General features: G+C 71.2%; 9 protein-coding genes. 1 reads left to right on the forward strand and 8 read right to left on the reverse strand.

The features are described 5' to 3' along the window. Positions 1 to 95: 95 nt before the first annotated feature. Both ACGFI9_RS09800 and ACGFI9_RS09805 read right to left on the reverse strand, forming a co-directional pair. Positions 96 to 2,201: a PQQ-dependent sugar dehydrogenase gene (locus tag ACGFI9_RS09800; protein WP_393176999.1), complete on the reverse strand. Its 2,106-nt coding sequence runs from the start codon at positions 2,199 to 2,201 to the stop codon at positions 96 to 98. 38 nt (positions 2,202 to 2,239) lie between these two features. After that, the gene (locus ACGFI9_RS09805; protein ID WP_393177001.1) at positions 2,240 to 3,190 is read right to left on the reverse strand and encodes a LamG-like jellyroll fold domain-containing protein; all 951 of its coding nucleotides are present in this window, start codon (positions 3,188 to 3,190) and stop codon (positions 2,240 to 2,242) included. A 282-nt stretch (positions 3,191 to 3,472) separates the two neighbouring features. Between ACGFI9_RS09805 and ACGFI9_RS09810 the strand changes: the two genes are divergently transcribed. Beyond that, positions 3,473 to 4,513, forward strand: a complete 1,041-nt coding sequence (locus tag ACGFI9_RS09810) for a LacI family DNA-binding transcriptional regulator (RefSeq protein WP_393177003.1) — start codon at positions 3,473 to 3,475, stop codon at positions 4,511 to 4,513. A gap of 112 nt (positions 4,514 to 4,625) precedes the next feature. On the opposite strand, the gene ACGFI9_RS09815 is transcribed toward ACGFI9_RS09810, so the two are convergent. The 6 genes from ACGFI9_RS09815 to ACGFI9_RS09840 all read right to left on the reverse strand — a co-directional run bounded on the left by ACGFI9_RS09815 (position 4,626) and on the right by ACGFI9_RS09840 (position 24,892). Beyond that, positions 4,626 to 5,774: a hypothetical protein gene (locus ACGFI9_RS09815; RefSeq protein ID WP_393177005.1), complete on the reverse strand. Its 1,149-nt coding sequence runs from the start codon at positions 5,772 to 5,774 to the stop codon at positions 4,626 to 4,628. A 15-nt stretch (positions 5,775 to 5,789) separates the two neighbouring features. Further along, a complete protein-coding gene (locus ACGFI9_RS09820; RefSeq protein WP_393177007.1) occupies positions 5,790 to 9,692 on the reverse strand; it encodes a LamG-like jellyroll fold domain-containing protein in 3,903 nt (1,300 codons plus the stop codon). Further along, positions 9,686 to 15,379, reverse strand: coding sequence for an RHS repeat-associated core domain-containing protein (locus ACGFI9_RS09825; RefSeq protein ID WP_393177009.1), 5,694 nt, complete (start codon positions 15,377 to 15,379; stop codon positions 9,686 to 9,688). Before ACGFI9_RS09825 ends, ACGFI9_RS09820 begins: the two co-directional genes overlap by 7 nt. A gap of 85 nt (positions 15,380 to 15,464) precedes the next feature. Then, entirely contained in the window at positions 15,465 to 16,286 is an 822-nt protein-coding gene (locus tag ACGFI9_RS09830) for a BTAD domain-containing putative transcriptional regulator (RefSeq protein ID WP_393177013.1), read from the reverse strand. Positions 16,287 to 16,471: 185 nt separating this feature from the next. After that, the gene (locus tag ACGFI9_RS09835; RefSeq protein ID WP_393177015.1) at positions 16,472 to 22,345 is read right to left on the reverse strand and encodes an RHS repeat-associated core domain-containing protein; all 5,874 of its coding nucleotides are present in this window, start codon (positions 22,343 to 22,345) and stop codon (positions 16,472 to 16,474) included. 252 nt (positions 22,346 to 22,597) lie between these two features. Continuing rightward, positions 22,598 to 24,892, reverse strand: coding sequence for an ATP-binding protein (locus ACGFI9_RS09840; protein ID WP_393177017.1), 2,295 nt, complete (start codon positions 24,890 to 24,892; stop codon positions 22,598 to 22,600). Positions 24,893 to 25,048: the final 156 nt, after the last annotated feature.

Genomic DNA, 25,048 nt, shown 5'->3' on the forward strand with positions numbered 1-25,048 from the left:
GTCGCGCGCAAGGGGTCCGAAGTTTCGGGCAGGAGCCCTGGAGCGCAGCGTGGGGGCGGCGGCACGGTCGCCGCCGCCCCCACGCCATCCGTTCGTCAGGCGGCCGGCGTCCCGGTCACCGTGAAGAGACGGGTACGGCCGATGTTGTCGAACGAGCCGAAGCCCACCCGACCGGAGCCGAAGGTGGTGTCCTTCGCGGTCATCAGCGGATCCTTGTCGTTGTCGACGTAGACGGCGATCTCACCGGTGGCGGGCAGGTGCACGACCCGCACCTTGTGCCAGTCGGCGTCGGTGATCGCCGGGTTGGCGCCGCGGGAGCGTCCGTTCCACTGGTGGTCGATGCGTTCCCGGTCGGCGTTGTTGACCTTGAAGATGCCGTTGTGCGGGTAGATCGTGTTGTCGGTGGACAGGTGCGCGTAGTAGTACTGCGTGTCCGACTGCCAGCCGAAGACGATGATCACGTCCCGGTTGCTGACCTCGACCGGGGTGTCGAGGCGTACCCGGGCGTCGATCTGCACCGACGACCAGGCCGGGCCCTTGTCGAGGATGGCGTACTCGAACGGCCGGCGCGGGCCGGGGCGGCTGACGCCGGCCTCGGCGAGGATCACCTCGTCGCCGTCGAACTGCCACTTGGACGGGGTCACCGGCGTCCAGTTGTCCGCCCCGCCGGTGTGGACCACCTTGGTGTCGCCCACGTCGCCCTCCGCCACCGTCTTCGTACCGACCACCTTCCAGATCTTCCCGTTGGCCTTGGCCACGATGTAGATCTCACCGGCCGCGTCGGTGCCGAAGCGCAGGTCGACGCGGTTCGGGTCGCCGGGCGCGCCCGGGCCGGAGAGGTCCTGCATGCGTACCAGGTCACCGGCGGTGGTGTACAGGGCGAGCCGGTGGATCGGGGCGAGCCCCTCGCCGCGGCGCATCTCGTTGGCCTCGGTGTAGAGGACAGTGCCGGCGACGAGGTCGCCGAAGACGTACTTGCCGATCAGGTGCGGGAGGGTGTGGCCGCGGTAGACGAACCCGCCGGCCACCGCGACGCCGACGTCCGAGGTGCAGTTCCAGCCCGGGGCCGGGTCGTGGTCGTACGCGGCGACCGGGTAGGTGTAGCCGTACTTCGCGTCGTCGGCCGGCAGCGGGTAGAGCTTGTCGCAGGGCTTGGTGGCGGTCTTGTCGAAGACCCACGAGCCCTCGCGCTCGCTCCAGCCGAAGTTGTCCCCGGCCTGGACCTCGTAGATCGACTCGACGGCGTGCTCGCCGATGTGGCCGAGGAACATCCGGCCGGTGGCCCGGTCCCAGCTGAACCGGTGCGGGTCGCGGAAGCCCACCGCGTAGATCTCACCGAGCGCGCCGGCCGTGCCGACGAACGGGTTGTCCGCGGGGATGCCGTACCGGCCGTTGGGCGAGTTGGTGCCGCGCGGGTCGATCCGCAGCAGCTTGCCGTGCGGCAGGCCCATGTTCTGCGGGTCGCCGTTGCGGTAGCCCTGCCCGCCGTCGCCGACCGCGAGGTAGAGCATCCCGTAGTCGCTGTCGCCCGGCTCCGCGGTCGGGTTGAAGTTGATCTCCTGGATGCCGTGGATCTGGCCGCCGAAGCCGATGCGCAGCAGCTCACGGTGGGTGCCGGAGAAGGTGTCGGCGGCCGGGTCGGTGGCGGTCCACTCGTTGATGACGCCCTGGTAGATGGTGTTGGGCTGGGCGTAGTCCGGGGTCCGGGTGGCCAGCGACGCCTGCTCGGTGTGGATGGTGTAGAAGCGGCCGTTGTGCGCGAAGTCCGGGTGGAACGCGACGTACCCGAAGCCCTGGCCGAGGCCGCGGCCGGAGAAGAAGGCCGGTGCGAAGGTCGCCGCCACGTCGAGGTAGACGTGCGGCACACCATTCTCGACGAAGTAGAGGTTGCCGTTGAGGTCCGGCACCGCGCGGCGGCCCGAGCCGTCGGGCAGCTCGTTGATGGTGTTGATCCGGGCCTTGCGGACCAGCCGCTGGTCGACCGGGGCCGGGGTCGGGGTGGACTGCGGGAAGCTGGCGTACTCCTGCAGGACCAGCCCCAACTGCGACTGGATCGGGGTTTCGGGGATCGGGTCGTAGACGGCGCCGGCCGCCCGGGCGGGGCCGGCGACCAGGGTGGACAGGACGAGGGTGGCGGCGGTGACTCCGGCGGTCAGCCTGGCTCTCCGGAGCCTGCCGGCGCTGCCAGCGCGAATGAACACGCGGTTCTCCTTCTCGGTGGGACGGTGCCGAGGGATGGTCAGTGGGCCATGTAGCGGTACTGCTTGGCGATGTCGGTCGCCGGGATGACGCCGTCGAGGAACATGAGGCCGTCCATGCGGCAGTCGCACGGGTTGCGCTCGAGGTTGTTCTGCGGGAAGCTGCCGCCGATCTTGATGCCGCGCGGGTCGGTGGCGCTGGTGACGTGCGGGCCGGGCCCGGACACCTTCCACGGGTCGCCGGCGGTGGTGTAGAAGCCCTCGACCGGCTCGCCGTTGCGGTAGAGCGCCATGGTGCCGTTGGTGAAGTCGTAGGTCGCGGCGAGGTGCACCCACTCCCCCTTCGGCAGCAGGGTCCGCCAGTCCTCGTTCGCGGCGAAGGTCTGCGAGGACCCGCCGTCGAGGCGCCGGCCGAGGGCGACCAGGCGCAGTTCGCCGCTGACGTCGATGAGCTCGAGCAGGGCCCGCACGCCGTGCCCGTCGGAGTCACCGGTCAGCACGCCGGCCAGGCCGATCGCGTTGAACCGGTCGGTCGGGTTGGCGGTGGTGGAGTTGAGCGCCGGACCGTCCATGTCCCGCTTGAACCAGCCCATGACGGTCGTGCCTTCGGCGCTGCTGAACGCGTGCAGGGTCGGCACGCCGCTGACGGAGAAGACGCCGGCCTTCCAGTCGTCGTTGCCGGCGACCGTCGGGTTGACCTGCCCGGTCTGCAGGGCGTTGCCGCTGCCCTTGTACGCCTCGTCGGGCACCCGCATGGCCGCGCCGCCGTTGACCAGTTCGATCTCGGTGCCGGAGTGGCCCTGGTCCGCTTCGAGGGCGACGTTGCCGGGCACCGGGTGGTCGAAGTCGTACATGGCGACCAGGTGCGACCAGAGGGCGGGGTGGACGTCGTACGGGCCGGGCCGGTCGGCCTGGGCGGGGCTCGCCATCGCCGTGAGGCCGAGTGCGAGCAGGGTGGTGGCCGCGACGGCGGCTCGTCTGGTTCTTCTCATCGGGAGGTGCTCCGTTCGTCGGTACGCGGTGGGGCACGGACGAAAGCGCTTACGTGACGGGGCACGGCAACGCGCTCGGGTCGATGGAGTTGAGGTACGTCTGGACAGGACGGAGAGCCGTCCGACCGCCGGAACGGCCGAGGTGAGGCGCGCCGGGCGACGGTCGGGCGGCGGTGGTGCCGCACGTACGAAAGCGCTTACGTAAGCGCTTTCGTAGCCTATGCTGTGCCTTGCGCCACAGGCAAGAGCGCGGTCCGGATCAATGTTTCTCAGGAGTTGCGGATGCCCAGACCCGGCCCACGACTACGCCTCGCGGACGTGGCGGAACGCGCCGGTGTCTCGCTGGCGACCGCCTCCCGCTCCCTCGCCGGTCGGGAAGGCGTCAGCGAAGAGGTCGCCAACCACGTACGGCAGATCGCCCGCGAACTGGGCTACGTCGCCAACCCCTACGCCCGCAACCTCGCCGGCGGCGCCAGCTCCACCGTCGGCCTGATCGTCCACCAGATCGACGACCCGTACTTCTCCGAGATCGCCAGCGGGGTCATCGAGGTCGCCGCCAAGGAGAACCTGCTCGTCCAGATCGCCCACTCCGGCCGTGACCCGCACAACGAGCTGCGCCAACTGCGCCATCTCATCGCGCAACGGGTCGGCATCATCGTGATCGCCGGCTCCGGCTACAGCGACCCGCGCGTGGAGTCCGAGGCGCGTACCGAACTCGCCGGCTTCCAGCGCGCCGGCGGCCGGGTGGCCGTCATCGGCCGGCACGCCCTCGGCGTCGACGCCGTCGTACCCGACAACGAGGCCGGCGGACGCGCCATCGGCGCGCACCTGCTCGCGCTCGGCCACCGACGGATCGCCGTCGCCGCCGGCACCCCCGGACTGACCACGGTGGCCGACCGGCTCGCCGGCGTCGGCGCGGCGCTCACCGCGCACGGGCTCTCCCTCGACGAACTGCCCGTGGTCCACTCCGACTTCACCCGCGACGGGGGCCGGGTCGCGGCCGAGCGGATCCTGCACCAGCACCCCGACAGCACCGCGATCATCGCCCTCAACGACGCGATGGCGATCGGCGTGCTGTCCATCCTGCGGTCCCGGCGCATCGCGGTGCCGGAACACATGTCGGTGGTCGGCTTCGACGACGTCTCCGTCGCCGCCGACCTGGCGCCGAGCCTGACCACCGTACGGCTGCCGATGACCGAGATGGGGCGGATGGCGCTCCAGTTGGCGCTCAAGCCCAGATCGACGCGCCCCCGGCGCCGATCCACCGGCCACACCCTCGTCGTCCGCGACTCGACCGGCCCCGCCCCGGCGCTCGGCAACTGACCCGGCCCGTTCCTCGACGCCACGACGCCCTCCCGGGGAACGCGCCGACCTCACCCGCCGCGTTCAGCTCGTTCGCGGGCCGCTTCGACGATGACCATCGTGCGCGAGTGGCTCACCAGGGCACGGCAGCCACCATCACGTGCTTGTTGTCCGGATCGTAGTAGGACAACATCAGCGCATCGGCGGTGCTCAGCTCGGAATGGCCGAAGAAGGCGTAACACCAGCCGTCCGTGCTCGATTCGCACCCCGGCACCTGGACCTCCGCGCCGGCCGTCCACGGCCCGACGGGTGAGCTCGCGCGCCAGACCCGGTAGTGCCCGCCGATGGTGGTCTGCTCGACGGCGGCGAACCCGATGCCGGGATAGCTGCGCACATCGAGGTACAGCGGCCTGGCCTCGGCCATCACCGAAGGGGCGACGTTGAGGTCGCTGGTCCAGCCGCTCGGACTCCAGTACCGGTAGCTCCCCGACTTGGACCAGCCCGTGCTGCTGCGCCACGGGGTACGGGCCAGCACCGTGCGCCCCTTCCCGCAGGCACCAAAGGCGGAGTCGTCGCAATGGGAGGCGTACAGGTAGAGGTAGCCGTCGTCGGCGAAGACCGGTGATCCGAGCTGGCGTTGCCACGGCAGGTCGGCGCTCGCCCCCGTCGCGAAGACCCGGTGGTGCGCCACGAAGGTGTTGCTGGCCGGATGGTAGAAGCTGATGCCCCACGCCTGCACCGTCCAGTCCCACTGACCCCGCACGCAGACGTCGGTGTAGGTCATGGCGACCAGGTCCGGGCCCCAGTAGCCGTTGATGTAGCGGGCCGGGCCACGCGTCGCGCCGCTGAGCCAGGAGGCGGCATAGGAGTTGCTGCCGGCCGCCCCGCAGAGGGTTCCGTCCGGAAGGACGAGCCCCGCGGGTACGGGCAGGAACAGATGCGGGCCGTCGCTGTTGGGCACGGTCGCGGGGGCGGGCGGCGTGGTCAGCTCGCTGAGCGCGTCGGGCACGGCCCCGGCCGTGTAGGGCCCGGCGGCGGCGGTGGTGCCGCCGATGAAACCGAACGCCTCACCGGCCGGGTTCAACAGCACCGTGTCGCAGAACAGCCAGAGGGCCTGGTCGGCGGTGAGGCCGACGCTGTACCCGCAGTCCCGGGCAAGCGTGTTCCCGCTGGCCGTCTCGTAGTTGGAGGTGACCTTCGCCGGCGGCACGGCGGCTGCGGCAGGGGCCGTGGGCGCGGCGACCAGACCGATCACCAGACCCACGGCGAGGAGGTACTTCACCGTTGACGTTCCTTCCTACATGAGGGCGGCGATCTGGGTCGCCGTCAGGACACCGCTCTGGACGAAGACCCGGTCGATGTCGCCGGGCCAGTTGTTGACCGGTAGCGCGTTGTACCTGGAGCGGCCGACCTGCAGGGCCCGCCCGGCATTCCAGGTGATCTTGCAGTACGCGCTGGCGCGGAGCTGCCCGTTCACATAGAGATAGATCTTCTGGGCGGTCGCGTCGTACACCCCGGCCAGATGGGTCCACACCCCGACCTGGTAGTCCCAGGTGGCCGTGCCCGCCGCGTACTCCGGTGGCGGGCTGGCCGAGTTGTACGGGTTGTCGTTGCCGTACATCAGGAACGCCCAGCGGCGGTTCAGCGCGTCGTAGCGCAGGTCGAAGCCGCTGAAGTTCTCGCCGTCCTGGCTCACCGCGCTGTACCAGGTGTCATCTCTGGTCAGGCGCACCCAGGCCAGCACGGTGAAGCTCTGGTCGGTGCGGACGACCGGTCCGGCGGTGTACGCGTGGCTGCCCGGGTAATTGGTGTCGAAGTTGGCTCTCGAGCCGTCGAAGTGCAGGGCGTTGCCCTTGCCGGTGTGGGTCGTCCAGGTGGTCGTGCCCGCTGTCACCAGGGCGTGGTCGTTGTCCGACACGTCGTCGACGACGTTTCCCGTCCCCTCGTCCATGTCCCACAGGGCCTTGGGGCCGTAGTGGTCCCAGTTCATCCACGCGGCGACCTCCTCGGGCGTGAGGGCGTGCTGGGTCGCCCGGACCTCGTCGATGCCGCCGGGCCACTGCCCCACCGGAAGCCCGTTGCTCTGGAAGCGCCCGACCGCGAAGAGGCCGGTGGCGTTGCGGGTGCTGCGGTAGGGGGCCCGCGCCGCCAGCCGGCCGTTGACGTACAGGCGCAGCTCGCCGGCGTCGTGGTCGTAGACCCCGATCAGGTGGGTCCACACGTTCAGCTGTCTGGGCAGGGGTGACGCGGCGACGGCGGCCGATGGGCCGGTCTCATTCCAGTCGGTGTCGCCGTTCCCGGCGCTGAACGCCCAACCCTGCGGGTAGGCGGAGTAGCCGAGTTGGAACCCGCTGTCGAACCGGCCGTCCTGGCTGACCGCCCCGAAGTAGCCGTCGTCCCGGTCCAGCCGCACCCAGGCCGACACGCTGTAGCTGGCGTCGGTGCGCAGGATCGCCCGGTCGGCGACGAGGGCACCGCCGGTCAGGGCCACGCCGCCGCCCAGCCGACCCGGGCCCCACGCGGTGCCGGCGCCGCGCGCCAACGTGTGCCCGTTGCCGGTGGAATCGAAGGCGGCCACGTCACTCGTCTCGCTGAACTGCCACCACGCCTCCGGACCGTAGAGGTCGAACGTGGCCATCTCCTCCTGGACCTTGCGCTGGGCGGTGGCGAAGTCGTACACCTGCACCTCGTCCAGGTCACCGACCCACCGGCGGATGACGCCCATGCAGCAGTCCGTGCCGCCGATCATCAGCGAACCCGTCGCGGTGAACGGCTGGGCGAATGGCACCTCGGCGGCCTTCCGACCGTTCACGTAGAGCGTCAGGGTCCCCAGGGACCGGTCGTAAACGCCGGCCAGATGCGTCCACACCCCGATCTGAGCGGGGAGGTCCGAACGCGCCGCGACGTACCCCTCTCCCGCATTGGGCATGACGAACGTCCAGCGCCCCATGTCGAACTGCAGTTCGGGTCCCTTGCCCGCGATCGCCACGGCGGTCCGCCACGCCTCACTGCTCTCGCGCGCCCGCACCCAGGCCATGATCGAGAAGGAGTTGGCGGTGTCCACCGGGGGCCCCGCCGCGTAGCCACCGGTGTTCTCGGTGCCGTCGGTGTGCAGGGCCCCGCCGTGCCGTCCCTCCACCCAGGACACCCCGCCCCGCAGCTCCACCGTGCCGTCGGCGCCGTAGGTCGAGTAGTCCGCCGCGGTGGTGCCCGACTCCTCGTTCAGCGGCAGGCTCACCGCCGGGAACGGCAGCGGCCTGATCCGGAACTGGTAGGGAGGCGTGGACAGTCCCTTGTTTCCCGCGAGGTCCACCCCGGCCACCGTGATGGTGTACGTACCGCCCTTGGCGGGCACGAACACCAGGTCGGTCGCGCCGCCCGGAGTCACCGTGACGCGTCCGGCCTTGATGGCCGGACCACCAATGCGGTAGTCGAACCCGACGATGTCGGTGTCGCCCCGGGCGCTGAACGTGAACCGGCCGGTTTCGTCGACCCGGATGCCCATCGCCGGGAACTTGGGAAAGTCGCGCGAGGTGAGCGTCGGCGGGGTCGACGGGCCGGTGATGTCCACGGTGAACGGACACCAGGCGCTCCACGGTCCGCTCTCGACCTCGTCGGTCGCCTTGGCACGCCACTCGTACCGACCCCCGTCGGCCAGCACCCCGTCGCGCACCTCGTACTCGAGCACGGTCCACGGGGTCGCCTCCGGCGCGTCGACCAACTCGCCGCCCGCCCGGCGGATCTCGAAGTTGATCCGGTGCTGCTGCCCGTACGCGAGGTCGTCGTCGGGTACCCGAACCTTGAGCCGCGGCTTCAAGGTGGTGACCCACATGGCCGGCGAACCGGCACAGCCGGGCATGGTGTCGGTGGGCACCACGTCGGGTGCGCCGGGTGGCGTGTTGTATTCGACCGCGATCGACGGGTTGTTCTCGAAGGCCTTGCCGCCCAGCGTGCTTACCCCCTCGTCGGCGAGGAGGCCGAGGGTGACGTTGGCCCACGCACCGGCCGCCGCGTCCACCATCAACTGCTTGACGTCGAACTCGACGTCACCTGGCGGGCAGGAGGCGCTGAACCCCTTGGCGGCGTTGACGGTGCCGAGCTTCGCGCGTAGCGCGGGAGGATTGTTCCAGCTGGTGCTGGCGCTGATCGGGTCGGTGCGCCAAAGGTTCACCGGCTCCGGCGTACATGAGTACGAGTAGGTTTCGTGTGCGCGGAAGGTCCCGCTGAGGATGTGGCGACCGGCGAGGAACGCCGTGTCCATCTGGAAGAACGAGCGGAAGGTGTCGGTGGACGACCAGGCCGGATCCCGGCCGGCGCGGGCGTGCACGCTCGCGTCCCACCAGCCCTGCGACGGCAGGTCCTGCTCGACCATCGTCCAGTGCTGCTTGCTGGACGGGAACCACGGGTCCAGGTAGAGCGGGAAGACCAGGTGCGGATCCGTGAGCATCGCCCGGTCCGGGGTGATGATGAGCTCGGACTCCGTGGTCCGCACCGCCATGACGGCGCGTCGGGTGCCGGACGAGTCCCACATGAAGGCGTTCAGGTCCGGGAACCACCGATGGGTGTCCAGGCCGAAGCGGATCGGCGACAACCCGGCGTGCCGGGCCGCCCGGGCGGACTTCACCACCAGCACCTCGGCGAAGCCGGAGTCGGTGGCCTGCACCACCAGGTCGACCCCGGGCAACACCTCCGGATAGGTGGCCTTGTCGGCGGCCAGCGACGGTTCCGGGAGGGCACGCGGCCAGCTCAACGCGACGCGGCTCCCCTCCGGCGTCCGCATCGTGGCAATGGTCCGCTGGCCCGCCCCGCCCAACGAGAGGGCCACGCTGGTCCGCCGCGGCTGGATGGTGCCGTCCGGGCGGCGGACCAGCGTGGTGTCGAGCGGCGCCCAGCCGGTGGCGGTACGGACCCGCACCGGCCGGGCGTTGATCACGGCGCGCAGCGTGCCGTGCCCGGTGGCCTCGACCCGGGTCGTCTCCGTGGTAAGCCGGTCGAGGTCGATGGCCTGCGGATACCGCGCCGGCACGACGGCCGACGAGGCCACCGGAGGCCGCCCCGGCACGCCGGCTCGCGGTGCCGCCACCGGCGGACCGGGTACGAAGGCGAGGGTGCCCAGGAGCACCGCGACGATGGTTCCACCCAGCCACCGCCGCGTCCTGCGGCGGCGGCCGAGCAGGCGGACCACCCCGCCGCTCACCACCAGCCGCCGATCGTCACGGGCCGGCTCGACCAGCCACCGGCGGAGCTGGCCAGATAGATGGACCCTCCCGAGGGCTCGTTCGGGTCGAGGCTGATCACCCGCGAGTTGCTGCCACCGCGGGCGACAAGCCGTGTGCCGCCACCGTCCTGGCAGTTGATGATCGCCGATGCCACGCAGATGCCGCCCCACGGGACGCGGCCGGCGGAGTACGTGTCCGCGGTGTCATACCCGGCGTCGACGCGCTGCCACTCCCTGGGCCGGGGCGTGATGCACTCGTCCCACCCGTCGCACTCGCGCTCCAGGTACTCGTAGCTCGGCGCCGGGTCGTACGAGCTGTCGTAGCCGCCGTCGTAGCCACCCTCGTCCCAGATGGTGTAGCCATCGAGGTTGTCGCACCCGTACCAGTCGCACATGGCCTGGGCTCCGTCCTCGAACCCGGGGTAGCACGTGATGCCCCAGGTGGAGCAGAGGAAGTAGTCGTAGTCCATGTTCGCGATGATGTCGTTGGCCCACGGGTCGTTGGTCGGCCCGTCGTTCGTCGGCTTGGTCTTGGTCCGCTTCGGTGGCACCTTGGTGGTCGGCGTCTTGGACTTGGCCGGCGATTTCGACTTGGCCGGCTTCTTCGTTTTGAGGCCGTCGGCGTCGATGAAGGTGGCGGGGTTGTTGGCGGCGTAGGCGTACCCGTTGACCTGCTGCGGATCCTGGTGATCCACAATCGGGTCGGCGGAGATGAAGCGGCCCGTCGCCGGGTCGTACTCCCGGGCGCCCAGGTGGGTCAGCCCGGTCGGGTCCTGCGTGCCGCCGACGAAGCCCCGCTCCCCCGGCCAGCTCGTGGGTGCCGTGCCCCGGGTGCCGCCGAAGGGCAGGCTGCGGCGGACGGTCGCCGGCAGTCCCGCCTGGTCGGCAATCGAGATCTCGTCGGTGCCGTGGTGGTCGGCGGCGAGCCAGCGGAGCTGGGAGCCGGTACGCGCGGCCACGACGCTGCCGCCGAAGCGGTAGTACCGGGTGGTGGCCACGGCACCCGTGGTGGCCCGCCGCACCTCGGTGTCGCCCAGATAGAGCGTCACGCCGGTGGCGTCGCGACGGATCAGCCGCGTGCCGTCCGCGTCGTACACGTACGACGAGTCGGAGGTGGACGCCAGGTGACCCTCGGCGTCCCAGCTGAAGGTGCGGCCCGGAGCGATGGTCTGGTTGCCTGCCGCATCGTATCCGTACGAGGCGGTCGATCCGTTGGTGGTCACCGAGGCCAGCCGGTGCCCGCCTGGGTAGCTGTAGGTCCGGTTGGTGTTCCCGGTCGCGGCGTGCCGCACCTCGGAGAGCCGGTTACCGGTCGCGTCGTACGTGTAGGTGTGCCAATAGGCCGCCGCGCCGCCGGCGGCGGGCGTCGTGCAGTCCGTGGAGGTCCAGGCCTCCGTCAGGCGGCGCAGCGAGTCGTACCGGAAGCACTGGGCGTCCGCCGTCACCCCATCGGGTGCGTCGACGATCGACAGCACGTTGCCCGCCGGGTCGTAGGTGTAGCTGGTCTCCGAAACGGTGGGCAGGTCCACGTGGTCCCGGGCGGTCGTGGCCTTGGTCAGCCGGCGGGTGACCGGGTCCCGCTCGTACGAGCGGTAGACCTGCTGGCCGTACTCGCCGAACGCCTGCCAGGACACGTCGCCCAGCTCGTCGTAGCTGCTGTCCATCACGTAGTGGTTCAGGCCGGTGACGGTGGTGGGGTAACCGAGGGCGTCGTATCCGAACGCGAGCGTCTCGGCGGCGACGCCACCCGCGGCCGGGGTCACCATCCGGGTGACCTGGTCGGCCTCGTTGTAGGCGTAGCTGGTGGTGTAGCTGCCGGCGAGCCCGGTCTCGGCCGCCGGGACCGTGACGGTGGTGCCGAGCCGGCGGCCCCGGATGTCGTACCCGGTGACCGTGCTCGTGTACGCGGTGGCACCGACGTACCGGACGGCCGAGGCCGGCAGACCCTTGCCCAGGGTCGCCGTGTCGTAGGTCCACTGGGCGAGCCGGGTGGCGCCCTCGGCGAGCGAGGTACGGCGGCCGAGGTCGTCGTAGCCGATGGTGAGCGTCCGCCCTCGGCCGTCGGTGCTGGTGACCACCCGGCCGGCGTCGTCATGGCTCCACCGTCGGGCACCGGTGTCCGGCGCCTCGGCCCTCGTCATCCGCCCGCGCAGGTCGTAGCTGTAGCGCCACACGTTGCCGGCGGGGTCGGTGACCGTGGCCAGCTGCCCGGACCGGGTGTAGGTGTAGCGGGTGGCGTCGGACTGCTCGCGTAGCTCGACCAGGCGGTCCCGGACGTCGAAGACCCGGGTGGTGGTGGTGCCGCCGGCGGGCGGGGTGGTGGTCACCCGGTCACCGCCGTACGTGGTGGACGTCCGCCACTTCTCCACGCCCTTCGACAGCTGGATCTCCGCCGTCTCCCGGCCGGCCCCGTCGTACAGGTAGCGGGTCTCGCTGTCGAGGGTCGACGGGGTGGGCGCGAGGTCGGTGCCCGTCCCGGACGGGTCGTGCCGTGGCCCGTACGTCCGCTCTACCAGGCCGCGGGCGTCGTACCGGGTGTCGGTGACGATACGCCCACCGGCCGGGGACGGTTCCTGGGTCTGGCGGGGCCGCAGCAGGCCGTCGAAGAGTTCCCGGGTCGTCCTGTAGGTGCCCGCACCCTGCAACTCGTTGGTGGTCACCACGCTCGGGCCGTCGACCCGGACGAGGTAGGAGTAGGTGAGGTTGGGCGACGTGCCCGTGGTACGCCCCGGCAGCCAGACGTCGGCCAGCCGGCCGAAGGCGTCGTAGCCGCGGGTGGTGACGCCGCCGTTGGCGTCGGTGCTGCTGACCGGCAGTCCTCGCGCCGGCTCGAGATCGGTGGTGACCTGGTGTCCGAGGGGGTTGGTGACCACGGTCCGGGTCAACGGACCACCGGTGGCCGGGGTGTACGTGGTGCGGGTCAGCTTGCCCGCGGCGTCGTAGCTCTCCACCGGCCGGCCGTGCCCGTCCGGCGTGGTACGCGACACGGTCACGTAGGTGTTCCACGCCGAAGCCTGCTCGACCCGGGTGCGGTCACCCCGGGACGGCGCGGCCCCCCAGGTGTCGTTCCCGTCGTAGTAGTACCGCTGGTCGGAGAGCAGGTCATCCGGGTAGCTGGCAGTCGCGTCGCAGGCGACCCCGACGGTCTCCTCCCGGGAGACGCGGTCCCGGATCCAGTCGGTCAGATTCTCCGCGTAGCTCGTGCGGGTGCAGGTGTCGTCGGCGCCGGTCGCGATGTCCCCGAGGTCGCTGACGTACTTCAGCCGGCCCGCCGCGTCGTAGCCGTAGCGGGTCTCCGCGGTACGGGTGCCGCCCGAGGCCAGCGTCGTGACCACCTGCACCGACCGCTCGTCGGTCAGGGTGGCCTCCAACGTCCCGGAGGCGCGGGCGCGGGTGGCCGTGGTGCCGATGACCGTCGGCTCCGACACGGTGCGGGACACCACGGTGGCACCGTCGTAGACGGTCTCCTGGCGGGGGAAGCCGCGCCAGGCGGCCTTGTCCTCCAGGCCGTCGACCGTCACCGCGCGGCGGGAGCCGTCCGCCCGGAGGTCGTTGTGCAGGCCGCGCAGGAACAGGTACTCGGTCGCGGATTGCGTGCCGGCGGCACCCGTACGCACCCGCACCCGGGCGTACCCGCGCCAGCCGCCCCAGCTCTGGAACCGGGCCGGGGTGAGTTCCGCGTCGTCGTGGTGCCACAGCACCACGCCTGGATCGAGGTAGTCGTACTGGGTCAGCTTCGCCGGCGCGCCGCCGACCTGGTCCTCCTCGGTCACCTGGGTCACCACGTACTTGTTGAACCAGTCCAGCGTCGGGCCGGCGCCGGTCACGTCCCACCAGACCGGAAAGCATTTGAGCCGGTTGTCGTCCGGTACCGGCAACGTCGTGCGCTGGCACTCCTTCAGCCCATAGGTGACCTTGATCCGGCCGCCTGTCTCGGTGCCGATGGTCTCGACCCGCCACTTGTTCATCACCGGATGGCCGCCGGTCGCGTCCAGCCGGTTCTCCCGTTGCACGCCGGCGAATGTCACCGGCGGGAGGGTCAGGGTGCCGTTGGTGTGCCCGCTGTGCGCGATCGAGGAGAGCCAGAGCGCGGGGCTGGTGCCGTCCCCGGTGTCCGGGAACGCGTGCGTGAGCGTGTAGGAGTCGACATCCCGGTACGCCCCGTTGACGTGGACCTGGGTGGTGATCCTCGCCAGCCGCTTCGTGGACCAGAACGTCGGCACCGGGACGGCACACGACGACGCCCCGCATGCCTGGTCCAGCGGCACGTCGGGCCAGTTCTGCGGCTGCGACGTGACGCAGTCGGGTCCCTCGACCAGGCACCGGTTGCCGGGGGTGAAGACGACCCGGCCGGGCGCGGTGTCGTACAGCGACGCGAGCCGCTGACCGTACTCGATGCGGGCGAGCTGCCCGGACCGCACGTAGACCGTCGGGGTGCCCTGCCGGTCGTAGTAGTTGGTTTCCCGCTCGTAGTAGTAGGCCATGGCGTCGCCGTGCGGGTCCACCACGAAGTCGAGCATCCAGCGCCAGGCCTGCTGGCACCACTGCGTACCCTGGCACGGCTCGCCCGCGTCGTCGCCGTAGACCGGGACGGTGAAGGCCGAGTTGGTGTCGGGGTTGCCACTCTGCCACTGCGGCATCCGGTTACGCCCGAAGAAGTACTGCGTGCCGTCCGGGGCGGTGAGCTTCCAGTACTCGCCGTCGTTGTCCCCGTTCGACGTCGCGCCGGTCAGGAGTTCCACCCGCCAACCGTCGTCCTGTTCGGCGCGCCACGAGCCGGTCGCGTCGTCGCGCACCAGCTCGCCGGCGAGGCCGGGCAGCACCACCGTGGCGTTGTGGGAGGCCCAGCAGAGGTCCTGGTGGGACTGTCCGTCCTCGGTGCACGACTGGTAGGACCGCTCGATGTACCCGGTGGCCAGGTCGAAGCCCTCACCCACCGGTGAGGGCTGGTTGTTGGTGGAGGCGGTCCGCCCGTCGACCCCGCCAGAGCTGTAGCTCAGGGCCAGGTTGGGTGACTGTCCGGGCAGCGCGGGCACGGCGAGCGGATAACTCCAGGCGAAGTCCCCGCTGGAGAGCCCGACCTGCCAGGTCGCGGAGGGGCTCAACGAGGTAGGGGTGAAGCTGCCGGCACTGCCGCCGGCGTCGGCCGTGATGGCGAAACTCCCGTCGGGCAGGGTGGCGCTCAACCGTCCGGCCCGCACGTCGTTGCGCACCGGCGCCGCGGCCCCGGTGCGCTCGTCGACCACCCGCAGCCGGGAGGACCAGTCACCGCCGAAGGCCCAGCGGAAACCGCTGTAGTCGACCTCGACCGGGGTCGGTTTGCCGGTGTCACCGAGCCGGAGCCGGACACCGCCGGGCATCCGGTCCAGTCGCACCCGGGCCTGCCCGCTGACCCACACCGGCAGCGTTCCGGCCCGCTGGGCGGCTGGCCGGTCGGTTCCGGCCCGGTGCGCGACCGGTTTCACCTCGGCCTGTCCGGCCGGCCAGGTCACCTTGGGTGCGGTGCGCCAGCCGCGGGCCAGGGCGGCGTCGACCACGGGCTCCACCCGGACGGGCCGGTCGGGAGCGGCCCGCTCGGCAGCCGCGGCGACAGGCGCAGCCTGCGCGGGAGTGGCCACGACGGGCGTCACCGCCAGCGAGAGGGCACACAGCACGGTCAAGGTACGCATGCATAGAGCCTGAGGCGGGAGCGCATATCGGAGCGCACATCCCGGCGCATGCCCGGCGAGAGGTGGCCGTGGGCAGCGCGCCCCGCTACGAGCACACGGGTTCGGCCCGGCGTGGCGCCGACGCGGCGCCGGCGGCCAGCCGCACCGCCGGTTCACCCCGCAGGATCTGCAGGTAGAGGTTGGTGAGTTCGGCGCTCGGCTCGACACCGAGGCCGTCGACCAGGCCGCGACGGGCGGTGGCGTAGGCGCGCAGGGCCCCCTGGATGTCACCGCTGTTGCCGCACGCCACCATCAGTTGCGCCCACGCCCGCTCCCGGTACGGCTGCCCCGCGAGGAACTCGTGCAGCACGACCCGCGCGGTCTCGTACTGCGCCAACTCCAGCAGCACGGCGACGTACTCCTCCACCGCGCCCAGCCATCTGGCGGTCAGCGCGCCGGCCCGGCCGGAGAGCACCCGGCCCTGGGGGACGTCCTGCATCGGCGCGCCCCGGTGCAGCGTGACCGCCCGGCGCAGGTGCCCGGACGCCGCGTGGGGGTCGCCCGCGCGTACGGCGGCGCGCGCCCGTTCCAGGTGCTGCTCGAACGCGAACACGTCCACCTCGACGGGTACGTCTCCGAGCGCCAGCTGCCAGCCGTTCCGCCGCTGGACCAGCAGCCGGCCACCGTCGCCGTGGGTGCTGTCCGCCAACCACAGCCGCAACCTGGACAGGTAGGTGCGCAGGTTCGCCGCGGCGGACGGCGGCGTCACCTCACCCCACAGCTCACCGACCATGCGCTCGCGGGTGACCCCGGCACCCGGTTCGAGTAGCAGCAGTGCCAGCAGCGTCCGCGTCTTGCCGGCGGGAACCGCCAGCACCACGTCGTCGCGCCGCGCCCGGATCGGGCCGAGCAGCTCCAGTGACAGCAACGCGAAGCCCCCCTTGATATCGTCCGGCTTAAATGCTCGGGGCGGACCTGCGCGATCGACAAGAGACCTCGAACGATCTCGAACGCTTCCGGACAGCAGATCGGTCCGGCCCGGAACGGCACACGGAGGGCGGCCCGCCGGATACCGGCGGGCCGCCCCGATGTGTCGGTCTCAGCGGAGCATGGTCACCGCCACGCCCAGTTGCCCTGGACGCCCGGATACCCGTACGCGTAGACCGGCGCGCTCACGTAGGCGCTCGGGAGGTAGCCGTTCACCCACTTGCCATTCTCGTAGTGCCCGTCACCCGCTCGGCTGGTCTTAGGATTGATCGGTTGCCAATTCACCCGGTTCGAGCGGTTACCACCGATCGTTTCGTACGTCCCGTCCTTGTGGACTTTCGTCACGATCTCGACATGTCCACTGTCACCGAGACTGTCGCCCTTTCCGGGCTTGCCGTACACCACGATGTCGCCGGGCCGGGGCTCACTGTGCGCACCCTTGTTCTTGGCCCAGTTGGTCGCGTACGCCGCGCTCTTGGAAGGCAGGTCCTTGGGTTTGACGCCCGCCTTGACCAGCACCCAACTGACGAAGACGGCACACCAGGGGGTGTTGGTGGCGTTGGAATTCTTGTTGAGGCCGAAGACCTTGTTGTAGATCTTGTCGCCGACCATCTTGCGCAATTCCTTGAAGTACTTGTTGAACTCCCGCTCGGGGATCTTGTCCAGCCCGCCGTACTTCTTGGCCAGCTTCAGCGTGCGCTTCCACTCCTTCTCGGCGATCTTCACGATCTTCTTACGCAGTGCGTCGTCTTTCTCCGCCATCAGCCGGGGGTCCGGCTTGTCCTTCTTGGCGCTGGTGGTGGTCCGGGAAGACTTCTTCGAGTTCGACTTCTTGGTGGTCGTCTTCTTGGTCGTGGTCTTCTTGGTCTTCAGGCCGTCCGGGTCACTGAACGTGACCGGATTGTTCTCCGCGTACGCGTAGCCGTTCATCTGCTGCGGGTCGGTGACATCGATGACCGGGTCGACCGAGAGGAACCGACCCACCGCCGGGTCGTACTCCCGGGCACCGAGGTGCACGAGGCCGGTGGCGCCGTCGACCGTCCCGCCCACGAACCCCTGCCTGGAGGGCCACGTCGCGGCCGGCCCGCGGGACGCGCCGAACGGCGTCTCGTAGCGGCGGGTCACCGCGAGGGTGCTCCCGTCGACCGCGGTCTCCCCGGTGCCCTGGTGGTCCGGGACCGTCCAGGTCAGGCCGGCCGCGCTGCGGACCGCGACGACCGTGCCGTTCGCCGTGTAGAACCGCCGCGCGGTGACCGTGGAGCCCTTGAGCCGCAGCTCGGTGGAGTCCAGGTAGAGGGTCGTGCCGTCCGGGCCGCGCTCGATCAGCCGGTTGCCGTCGGCGTCGTACAGGTAGGACGTGGTCTTGCCGTCGCGGACCGAGGCGGACAGCTCGCCCTCCACGTCCCAGGTCAGTTCCTGGGCGACCCCGCCGACGGTGCGGCCGGTGGTGTTGCCGTCGGCGTCGTAGCCGAAGGTGTCGGTGCGGCTGCCGCCCGGACCGTCGGTGACCACCGACGCCACGGCGTGTGGCCGGGCCCCGCCCGCGGCCGGGTACCGGTAGGTGCGGCTGGTGTCGCCGGCGGTGGCGTGCTGCACCTCGCTGAGCCGGTTGCCGATCTTGTCGTAGCGGTAGCTGTGCCAGTAGGCGGCCGGTCCGCCCAGGGCAGCCGCCTCCGGCGCCGCGGCGCAGTCGCCGGACTCCGGCGACCACGCCTCGGTCAGCCGCCGCAACCCGTCGTAGCGGAAGCACTGGGCGTCGGAGGTGACGTCGCCCGGAGCGTCCACGATCGACAGGATGTTGCCGGCGGGGTCGTAGGTGTAGCGCTGGTCCGCGACGTACGGGTTGTCCTGGTCGTCGGAGTAGGTCTCCGCCCGCAGCAGCCGGTCCGTCGCCGGGTCGTAGCTGAAGATGCGGGCCAGCTGCCCGCCGATCGGGCCGCTGGTCAGGCCACCCATCCGGCCCAGCTCGTCGTACATGGTGTCGGCGAGGTAGGGGGTCAGGCCGGTCATCGTGGTCAGCAGGCCCAGCGTGCCCTCGTAGCCGTACCGCAGGGTCTCGGTGGTGAGGTCACCCGCCGACGGCAGGTCGATCGAGGCCGGCTGGCCGACCGCGTCGTACGCCTGCCGGTAGGTGTAGGTGCCGGCGAGCGCCCCCTCCGCCGCCGGAATCGTGATGCTCGTGCCGGTGGCCCGGCCCGCCGGGTCGTAGCCGGTCACCGCCCGCGTGTACGCGTTGCCGTTGGCGTAGCGGGTGGACGCGCTCGGCAGGCCCTTGCCGCCGGGCAGGGTGTCGAAGGTCCACTCGCTCAGCTTCGGGCCGGTCTGCGAGCCCTGCCGGGTCGAGGTCCTGCGCCCGAGCGCGTCGTACGTGTACGCCACCGTCCGCCCGGCGGCGCTGGTGACCGACAGGAGGTGGTCCTCGTCGTCGTACGCGTAGGTGGTCGTACCCGCGTCCGGGTCCTCCTGCCGCACCTTGCGGCCCCGCAGGTCGTAGCTGCTGCGCCAGACGTTGCCCGCCGGGTCGGTCACCGTGGCGACGTTCTCCCCGTCCGGCGTGTAGGTGTACCGCGTCGCGTCGTACCCGCCGGTGGGCGCGTCACCCTGGTACTGGCGCAGCTCGACCACCTTGTCGTCGGCGTCGAGGACGTTCATGGTCGGCGTTTCACCGGCCGGCGGGTCCACCGCCACCCAGTTGCCGCCGTAGCTCGTCGTCGTCCGCCACTTCTCCACGCCGTACGACAGCAGGATCTCCGCCGTCTCCCGCCCGGTGGAGTCGTAGAGGTAGCGGGTGGACGAACCGACTGCTGAGTCGGCGACCGACAGCAACTGGGTACCGGGCCCGGCGGCGTTCCAGTACGCGTCGTGCTTCCGCGCCAGGCGCCCGTACGAGTCGTAGAGCTCATCGGTCAGGATCCGCCCGCCGGCTGGAGATGGCGCCTGGGTCTGGCGCAACCGGAGGAAGCCGTCGAACAACGAGTACTTCGTGCTGTAGCCGCCGCTCGCGAGCAGTGAACTCGTACTCGTGACCGTAGGCGCGTTGTTGCGGACCAGGTAGCTGAACGTCATGTTCGCGCTCTGCCCCGCCGACCGGTCGCGGCCCGGCAGCCAGACCCCGGTCAGCCGGCCCAACGCGTCGTACCGGGCCTCCGTGCGGCGACCGTTGGCGTCGGTGGCGGAGACCGGCTCCCCGCTGAGCGGGTCGAACATGGTGGTGGACGTGTGCCCGAGCGCGTTGGTCCCGTCCGTCCGGACCAGTGGGCCGCCCACACTCGGCGTGTAGCTCACGGTGGTGCGGTTGCCGAGCGCGTCGTACTGCTCGGTCACCCGACCGTGCAGGTCGAAGGCGCCGCGCGACGCCGGGACGTAGGTCACCGCGCTCGCGGTACGCGCCGACGCCTCCTCGGTCATCGTGACGTCGCCCCTGGTCGGCGACGCTCCCCAGGTGGTGGACCCGTCGTAGTAGTAGCGGGTGTCGGCCTGCAGGTCGGCCGGGTACGACGGCGTGCCGGCACAGGCCGTCCCGACGGTCTCGGTGCGGGACTCGGTGTCCACGATCCAGGCGTCGACGTTGCGGGTGTAGGTGGTGGTGGTGCACTTGTCGTCGGCGGTGGTGGACAGGTCCCCCAGGTCGTCGACGCTGTGCAGGGTGCCGTAGTCCTCGTCGAACGTGTACCGCACCTCGGTGGTCCGCACGGATCCGTCGGAGAGCTTGGTGAACTCCCGTTCGGACCGCTGGGCGGTCAGGTACGCCTCGAGGTTGCCGGAGGGCCGGACCCTGGTCGCCGTCTTGCGGATCTCCAACGGCTCGGAGACGGTCCGCTCCACCCAGTCGCCGTCGGCGCCGAAGACCGTGGTCTCCCGGGCGAATCCGCGCCGCACCGGCCGGTCCTCGATCCGGCCGCCCTGCGAGTCGGTCACCCACACGTCGCGGCGGACGCCGCCCGGCAGCAGATCGTCGTCCATGCCGCGCAGGAAGACGTGCTCGACCAGCTGCTGCGGGCCGGCGTTCGGGTCCCCGGTACGCACCCGCAGCTTCTGGTAGCCGCGGTACTGGCTGTACGTCTTGTACCGGGACGGGGTCAGCTCCGCGTCGTCGTAGTGCCAGGCCGTGCCGTCGACGTACTCGTACTGCGTGATCTCGGTCGGGTTACCGCCGACCAGGTCCACCTCGGCCGTCTGGGTGACGACGTACTTGTTGAAGTAGTCGAGCGTCGGGTCCTTCCCCTCCCACTCGCGCAGCACCGGGTAGCACCTGGTGCCGTTGCTCTCCGGCGCCGGCAGCGCGTCGGCGGCGCACTGCTTCGGCGTGTAGGAGACCTGCACCTGACCGCCGGTCTCGCTGGTCACGGTGGCCAGCCGCCACTTGTTCATCGGCGGCGCGCCGTCGACGGCGACGACCCGGTTCTCCCGCTGGACGCCGTCGAACGTGACCGGCGGCAGGGCCGTCGTGCCGCCCACGTGCCCGGTCCGGACGAGGCTGTCCAGCCAGAGGGTGGGGCTGGTCGCGTCGCCGGTGGCCGGGAACGAGTGGGTGAGCTGCCAGGAGCTGACGTCCCGGTAGGCGCCGTCCTGGTAGACCTGGGTCGTGATGGTGGCCAGTCGCTTGTCGGTCCAGAACGTCGGCGTGGTGATCGCGCACGAGGAGGCGTCGCAGTACTGGTCCCACGGTACGTCCGGGGCGTTCTGCGGCTGGTCCTTGCCGCAGACGGTGCCGGGGATGCAGCGGTCGACGGCGGCGAAGGTGACCCGTCCCGAGGCCGGCGTGGTGAACAGCGAATCGGCCCGCTGACCGTAGTCGAGCCGGGTGAGGTGGCTGGACCGGTCGTACGGCGTTACCGTCCCGCCCCGGCTGTAGTGGTTGGTCTCCCGATCGTAGAACTGGGACATGGCGTCCCCGTGGGTGTCCACCACGTAGTCCAGGTTCCAGCGGTACGCCTGGCGGCACCAGGAGGCGGCGAACGTCGCGGCGTGGCAGGGTTCCCCGCTGTCGTCGCCGAAAACCGGCACGGTCAGCGTCGAGTTGGTCTCCGCCCGCCCGGCCGTCCAACCCGGGAGCCGGTTGAGCCCGAAGTGGTACTGCGTGCCGTCCGGCGCGGTCAGCCGCCAGTGCTCGCCGTCGTTGTCCCCGTTCGACGAGCCGGTCAGCAGCTGCACCCGCCAGCCGTCGTCGTCCTCGACCCGCCACTGTCCGGTCGTGTCGTCGCGGACCAACTCGCCGACCAGTCCGGGCAGGGTCACGATCGCGTTGTTCGAGGCGAAGCAGAGTTCTTCGTTGTCGGCCTGGCCGTCGTCCTTGCAGGACTGGTACGACCGCTCGATGTAGCCGACGTCGAGGTTGAACCCCTCGCCGACCCAGGACGCCTGGTTGTTCGTCGAGACGGTCCGACCGTCCACCGAACCCGAGTTGTAGGACAGACCGAGTTGCGGCGCCATCCCGGGCATGGGCGGAATGGAGATCGGGTAGGACCAGTTGAAGTCGCCGGACTGCAGTCCGACCTCCCAGGTAGCCGACGGCGCGAGCGAGGTCGCCGTGAAGCCTCCCGCGCTGCCGCTCGCGGCTGCGGCGAGCGCATAGAGCTCGCCCGACTGCGGCTGGTCCACCGCGGCAACGGTCCGGTCGGCGGGGGCCGGCGGCGGGAGCACCAGGTCGGCGCGGAGGACGCCAGCCCCAGGGTCGTTACGGCTCGGCACGACCTTGCCGGTCTTCGCGTTGACGAGCCGTAAACGGGTGGCCCAGTCACCGCCGTACGCGTTCCGAAAGCGTGAGTAGTCGATGTCGACGGGCGTCGGTCCGTCCCGGTCGCCGGAGATCCGGACCAGCAGGCCGGCCACTCCGGCCCGCGCCGCCGCCGCCCGGTCCAGCGCCGCCACCCGTACGCCGGGTCGCCGGGAGAGGTCAGCCGACGACGCGGGCCATCGGACGGTGGGGGCGGCGCGCAGTGCGTGGCTCTCCTCCGCGCCGGGAACCCGTTTCGTGACCGCCGCAGGCTTGCCGTCCACGGAAACCCGTGGGGTGGCCGAACCTGGTCGGTGTGGACGTTCTGGGCTGGCCTGAGCCGGTGCGGCGGACAGCAGCCCAGCCGTCAGTGCGGCGATCAAACCTGCCGCCGTGGTACGCCGATACACCTTGCTTCGACGAGCTGTCATGCAACACAGCGTCGTGATCGCTCGCATACGTGCACGCATATCGGTTCGCATAGGAGACCAGGGCCTGGCCCGGGTGAGCCCCGACTCGCGGCACCAGGCGGGGCATCAACCGGCCGGCTCGTCGCCGCCGAGCGCGGCACGTAGCCTGGCGCACGCCTCCCGGTCCAGGCCGTCGAGTCGTACCAATGCCTCCCGCCAGTGCCGGTACGCCTCGGACCGGCGCCCGAGACCCGCATGTGCGTCGCCCAGCACCTGGAGCGCCAGGCCGATGCCGCGCTGGTGCTCGTACCGCCGGCAGATCTCCAGGGACTCGCTCGCACGGGCGATCGCCGCGTGGTGGTCGCCGGACACCTGCAACGTCTCCGCGAAGTTGACCAGCGCCTGCGCCTCACGCATCGGGTCCGTGCCCTCGACGGTGATAGCCAGGCCTGCTTCGTGATGGGCGATCGCCTGCCGGTACTCGCCCTGACGCTGAAACACCAGGGCGAGGTTGTCCAGCACCGAACTCTCCTTGCCCCGGTCGCCGAGCTCCCGCCGGATGACGAGCGCGGCCTGCAGGTGGCCCACCGCGGCCTCGAGGTCGCCCTCGTCCCGCAACGCGTTGCCGAGATTGTTCAGGCAGGCCGCCTCCCGAGCCCGGTCGCCCAGTTCGCGCTGCACCGCGAGATTGCGCTCCAGCAGCGGGATCGCTTCGTTCCGCCGACCCTGCCGCAACAGTGACACGGCCACGATGTTCAGTGCCAGGGCCGCGCCCGACCGGTCACCCAGCCGCTGGGCCGCCTCAACCGCGAGCTGGCCGAGTTGCTGCTGCTCGGCACTGTACCCGGAGTAGTCGTAGAACTTGGCCGCCACGAGTGCCAGGTCGCGTACCTCGGGCAGGGTCCGTCCCGCCGCCACCTGCTGCCGGGCGATCATCACCAGGTTGGTGTGCTCGCGCTCGAACCAGGCCCACGCATCGGCCGCGCCGGCCAGCGGTGGGCCGGCGAACCCGGGGGGATAGCGCGGGATGGGGATGGGAAACCGCTCCTGCGGGTAGAGGAGCAGGGCCGCGGTGCCAGTGGTAGCGACGAGCCACGTAGTCAGGCGGCCCAGCGCCGCCTCCCGGTCGGACGTGTCCTCGGCAGCGTCGGCGCATTCCCGCGCGTACAGCCGGACGATGTCGTGGAACCGGTAACGGCCGTCACCGGACGGCTCGAGAAGATGCGCGCCCACCAAGCTGTCGAGGGCCCGTTCGGCGGCCACCACGGGTATCTCGGCAAGCACCGCACACGCGTACGCCGTGGTGTCCGCCCAGTCGGGCAGCGCCGCGAGCCGGAACAGTCGCGCGGCCTGCCGGCGGTCGCCCTGCGGCGCCGCGCCGAACGCCTGGTAGCCGACGTGCAGGCTGGCCCGCACCGAGAGATCCCCGATCTCCAGGACGTCGAGCCGCCGTCTCTCGTCGTTCATGCGTTCGGCGAGACCGGCCAGCGAGGCGTCGGCCACGGCCGCCGCGCGGGCCCCGACGATCCGCAACGCCAGCGGCAGTCCACCGCACCGCCGCACCACCAGCGCCGCCGCGGCCGGCTCCGCGGTGACGCGCCGCCCGCCGCTGAGCCCGCTGAGCAGGGCGAGGGCCGCGTCGTCGGGCAGCGGTCCCAGCCGGATCCGCAGTGTCGCGTCAAGATCGGCCAGCGCCCACCGGCTGGTGATCAGCGTGGTGCATCCCGGTCCGCTGAGCAGGAGCGGGCGCACCTGCGCCGCCGATGCGGCGTTGTCCAGGACCACGAGTACGCCCCGCTCGGCAGTCCAGGTGCGCAGGAGCGCGGTCGCCTCCTCCACCGAGGCCGGCACCGCGGGAGCGCCCAGCGCACGCAGAAACCGGGCCAGCACGTCCGCGGGTTCGGCCGGCGCGATCCCGGCGCTGGCGCCGTGGAGGTCGGCGTAGAGGCAGCCCCCCTCGTACTCCGCCGCGATCTGGTGCGCGAGGTGCAGGGCGAGCGCCGACTTGCCGACGCCGCCGGCGCCCTCGATGGCGCACACCGCGCCGTCGACCGCCGTCGCGCCGATCAGTTGGCGGATCTCCGTCGCCCGCCCGACGACCGTCGGCGGCGCCGGCGGGAGCTGGAACGGCACGGGCGCCGAGATGGGCGAGCGGCCGTTCGCTACCGGTGGGAGATCAACGGACGGCCGCGGCAGCCGGCGTGGCACCAGACGCTCGCCACCGGAACGTGCCCCGAGCGTGCTCACCCGGCCGAACCCGGCCACCTCACCCCCGGTCTCGCCGGCGCCGCGAACCAACCGCAACCTGCCGCCCCCTGCGGCGGTGCTGTTCATCGCCCGCGCGGCGGACAGCCGGGCCCACGCCTCCAACCAGATCAACGCCCGCTCGTCCGGTACCTCACACGCCCGCAGCAGGGCCACCACCAGATCCCGTCGCGGTAGCGTCGGCCGACCCAATACCGTGGCCAGTGTGCTGGCCGGAAGAACATCACCGTTGCGGTGAGCCCGACGGGCGATCGTACGGTAGGCGAGGCCGGACTGGTCGCGAACGCGACGCAACAAGGCGACATACTGCTC

This window comes from Micromonospora sp. NPDC048930, from assembly GCF_043197935.1.
Lineage (GTDB): Bacteria > Actinomycetota > Actinomycetes > Mycobacteriales > Micromonosporaceae > Micromonospora.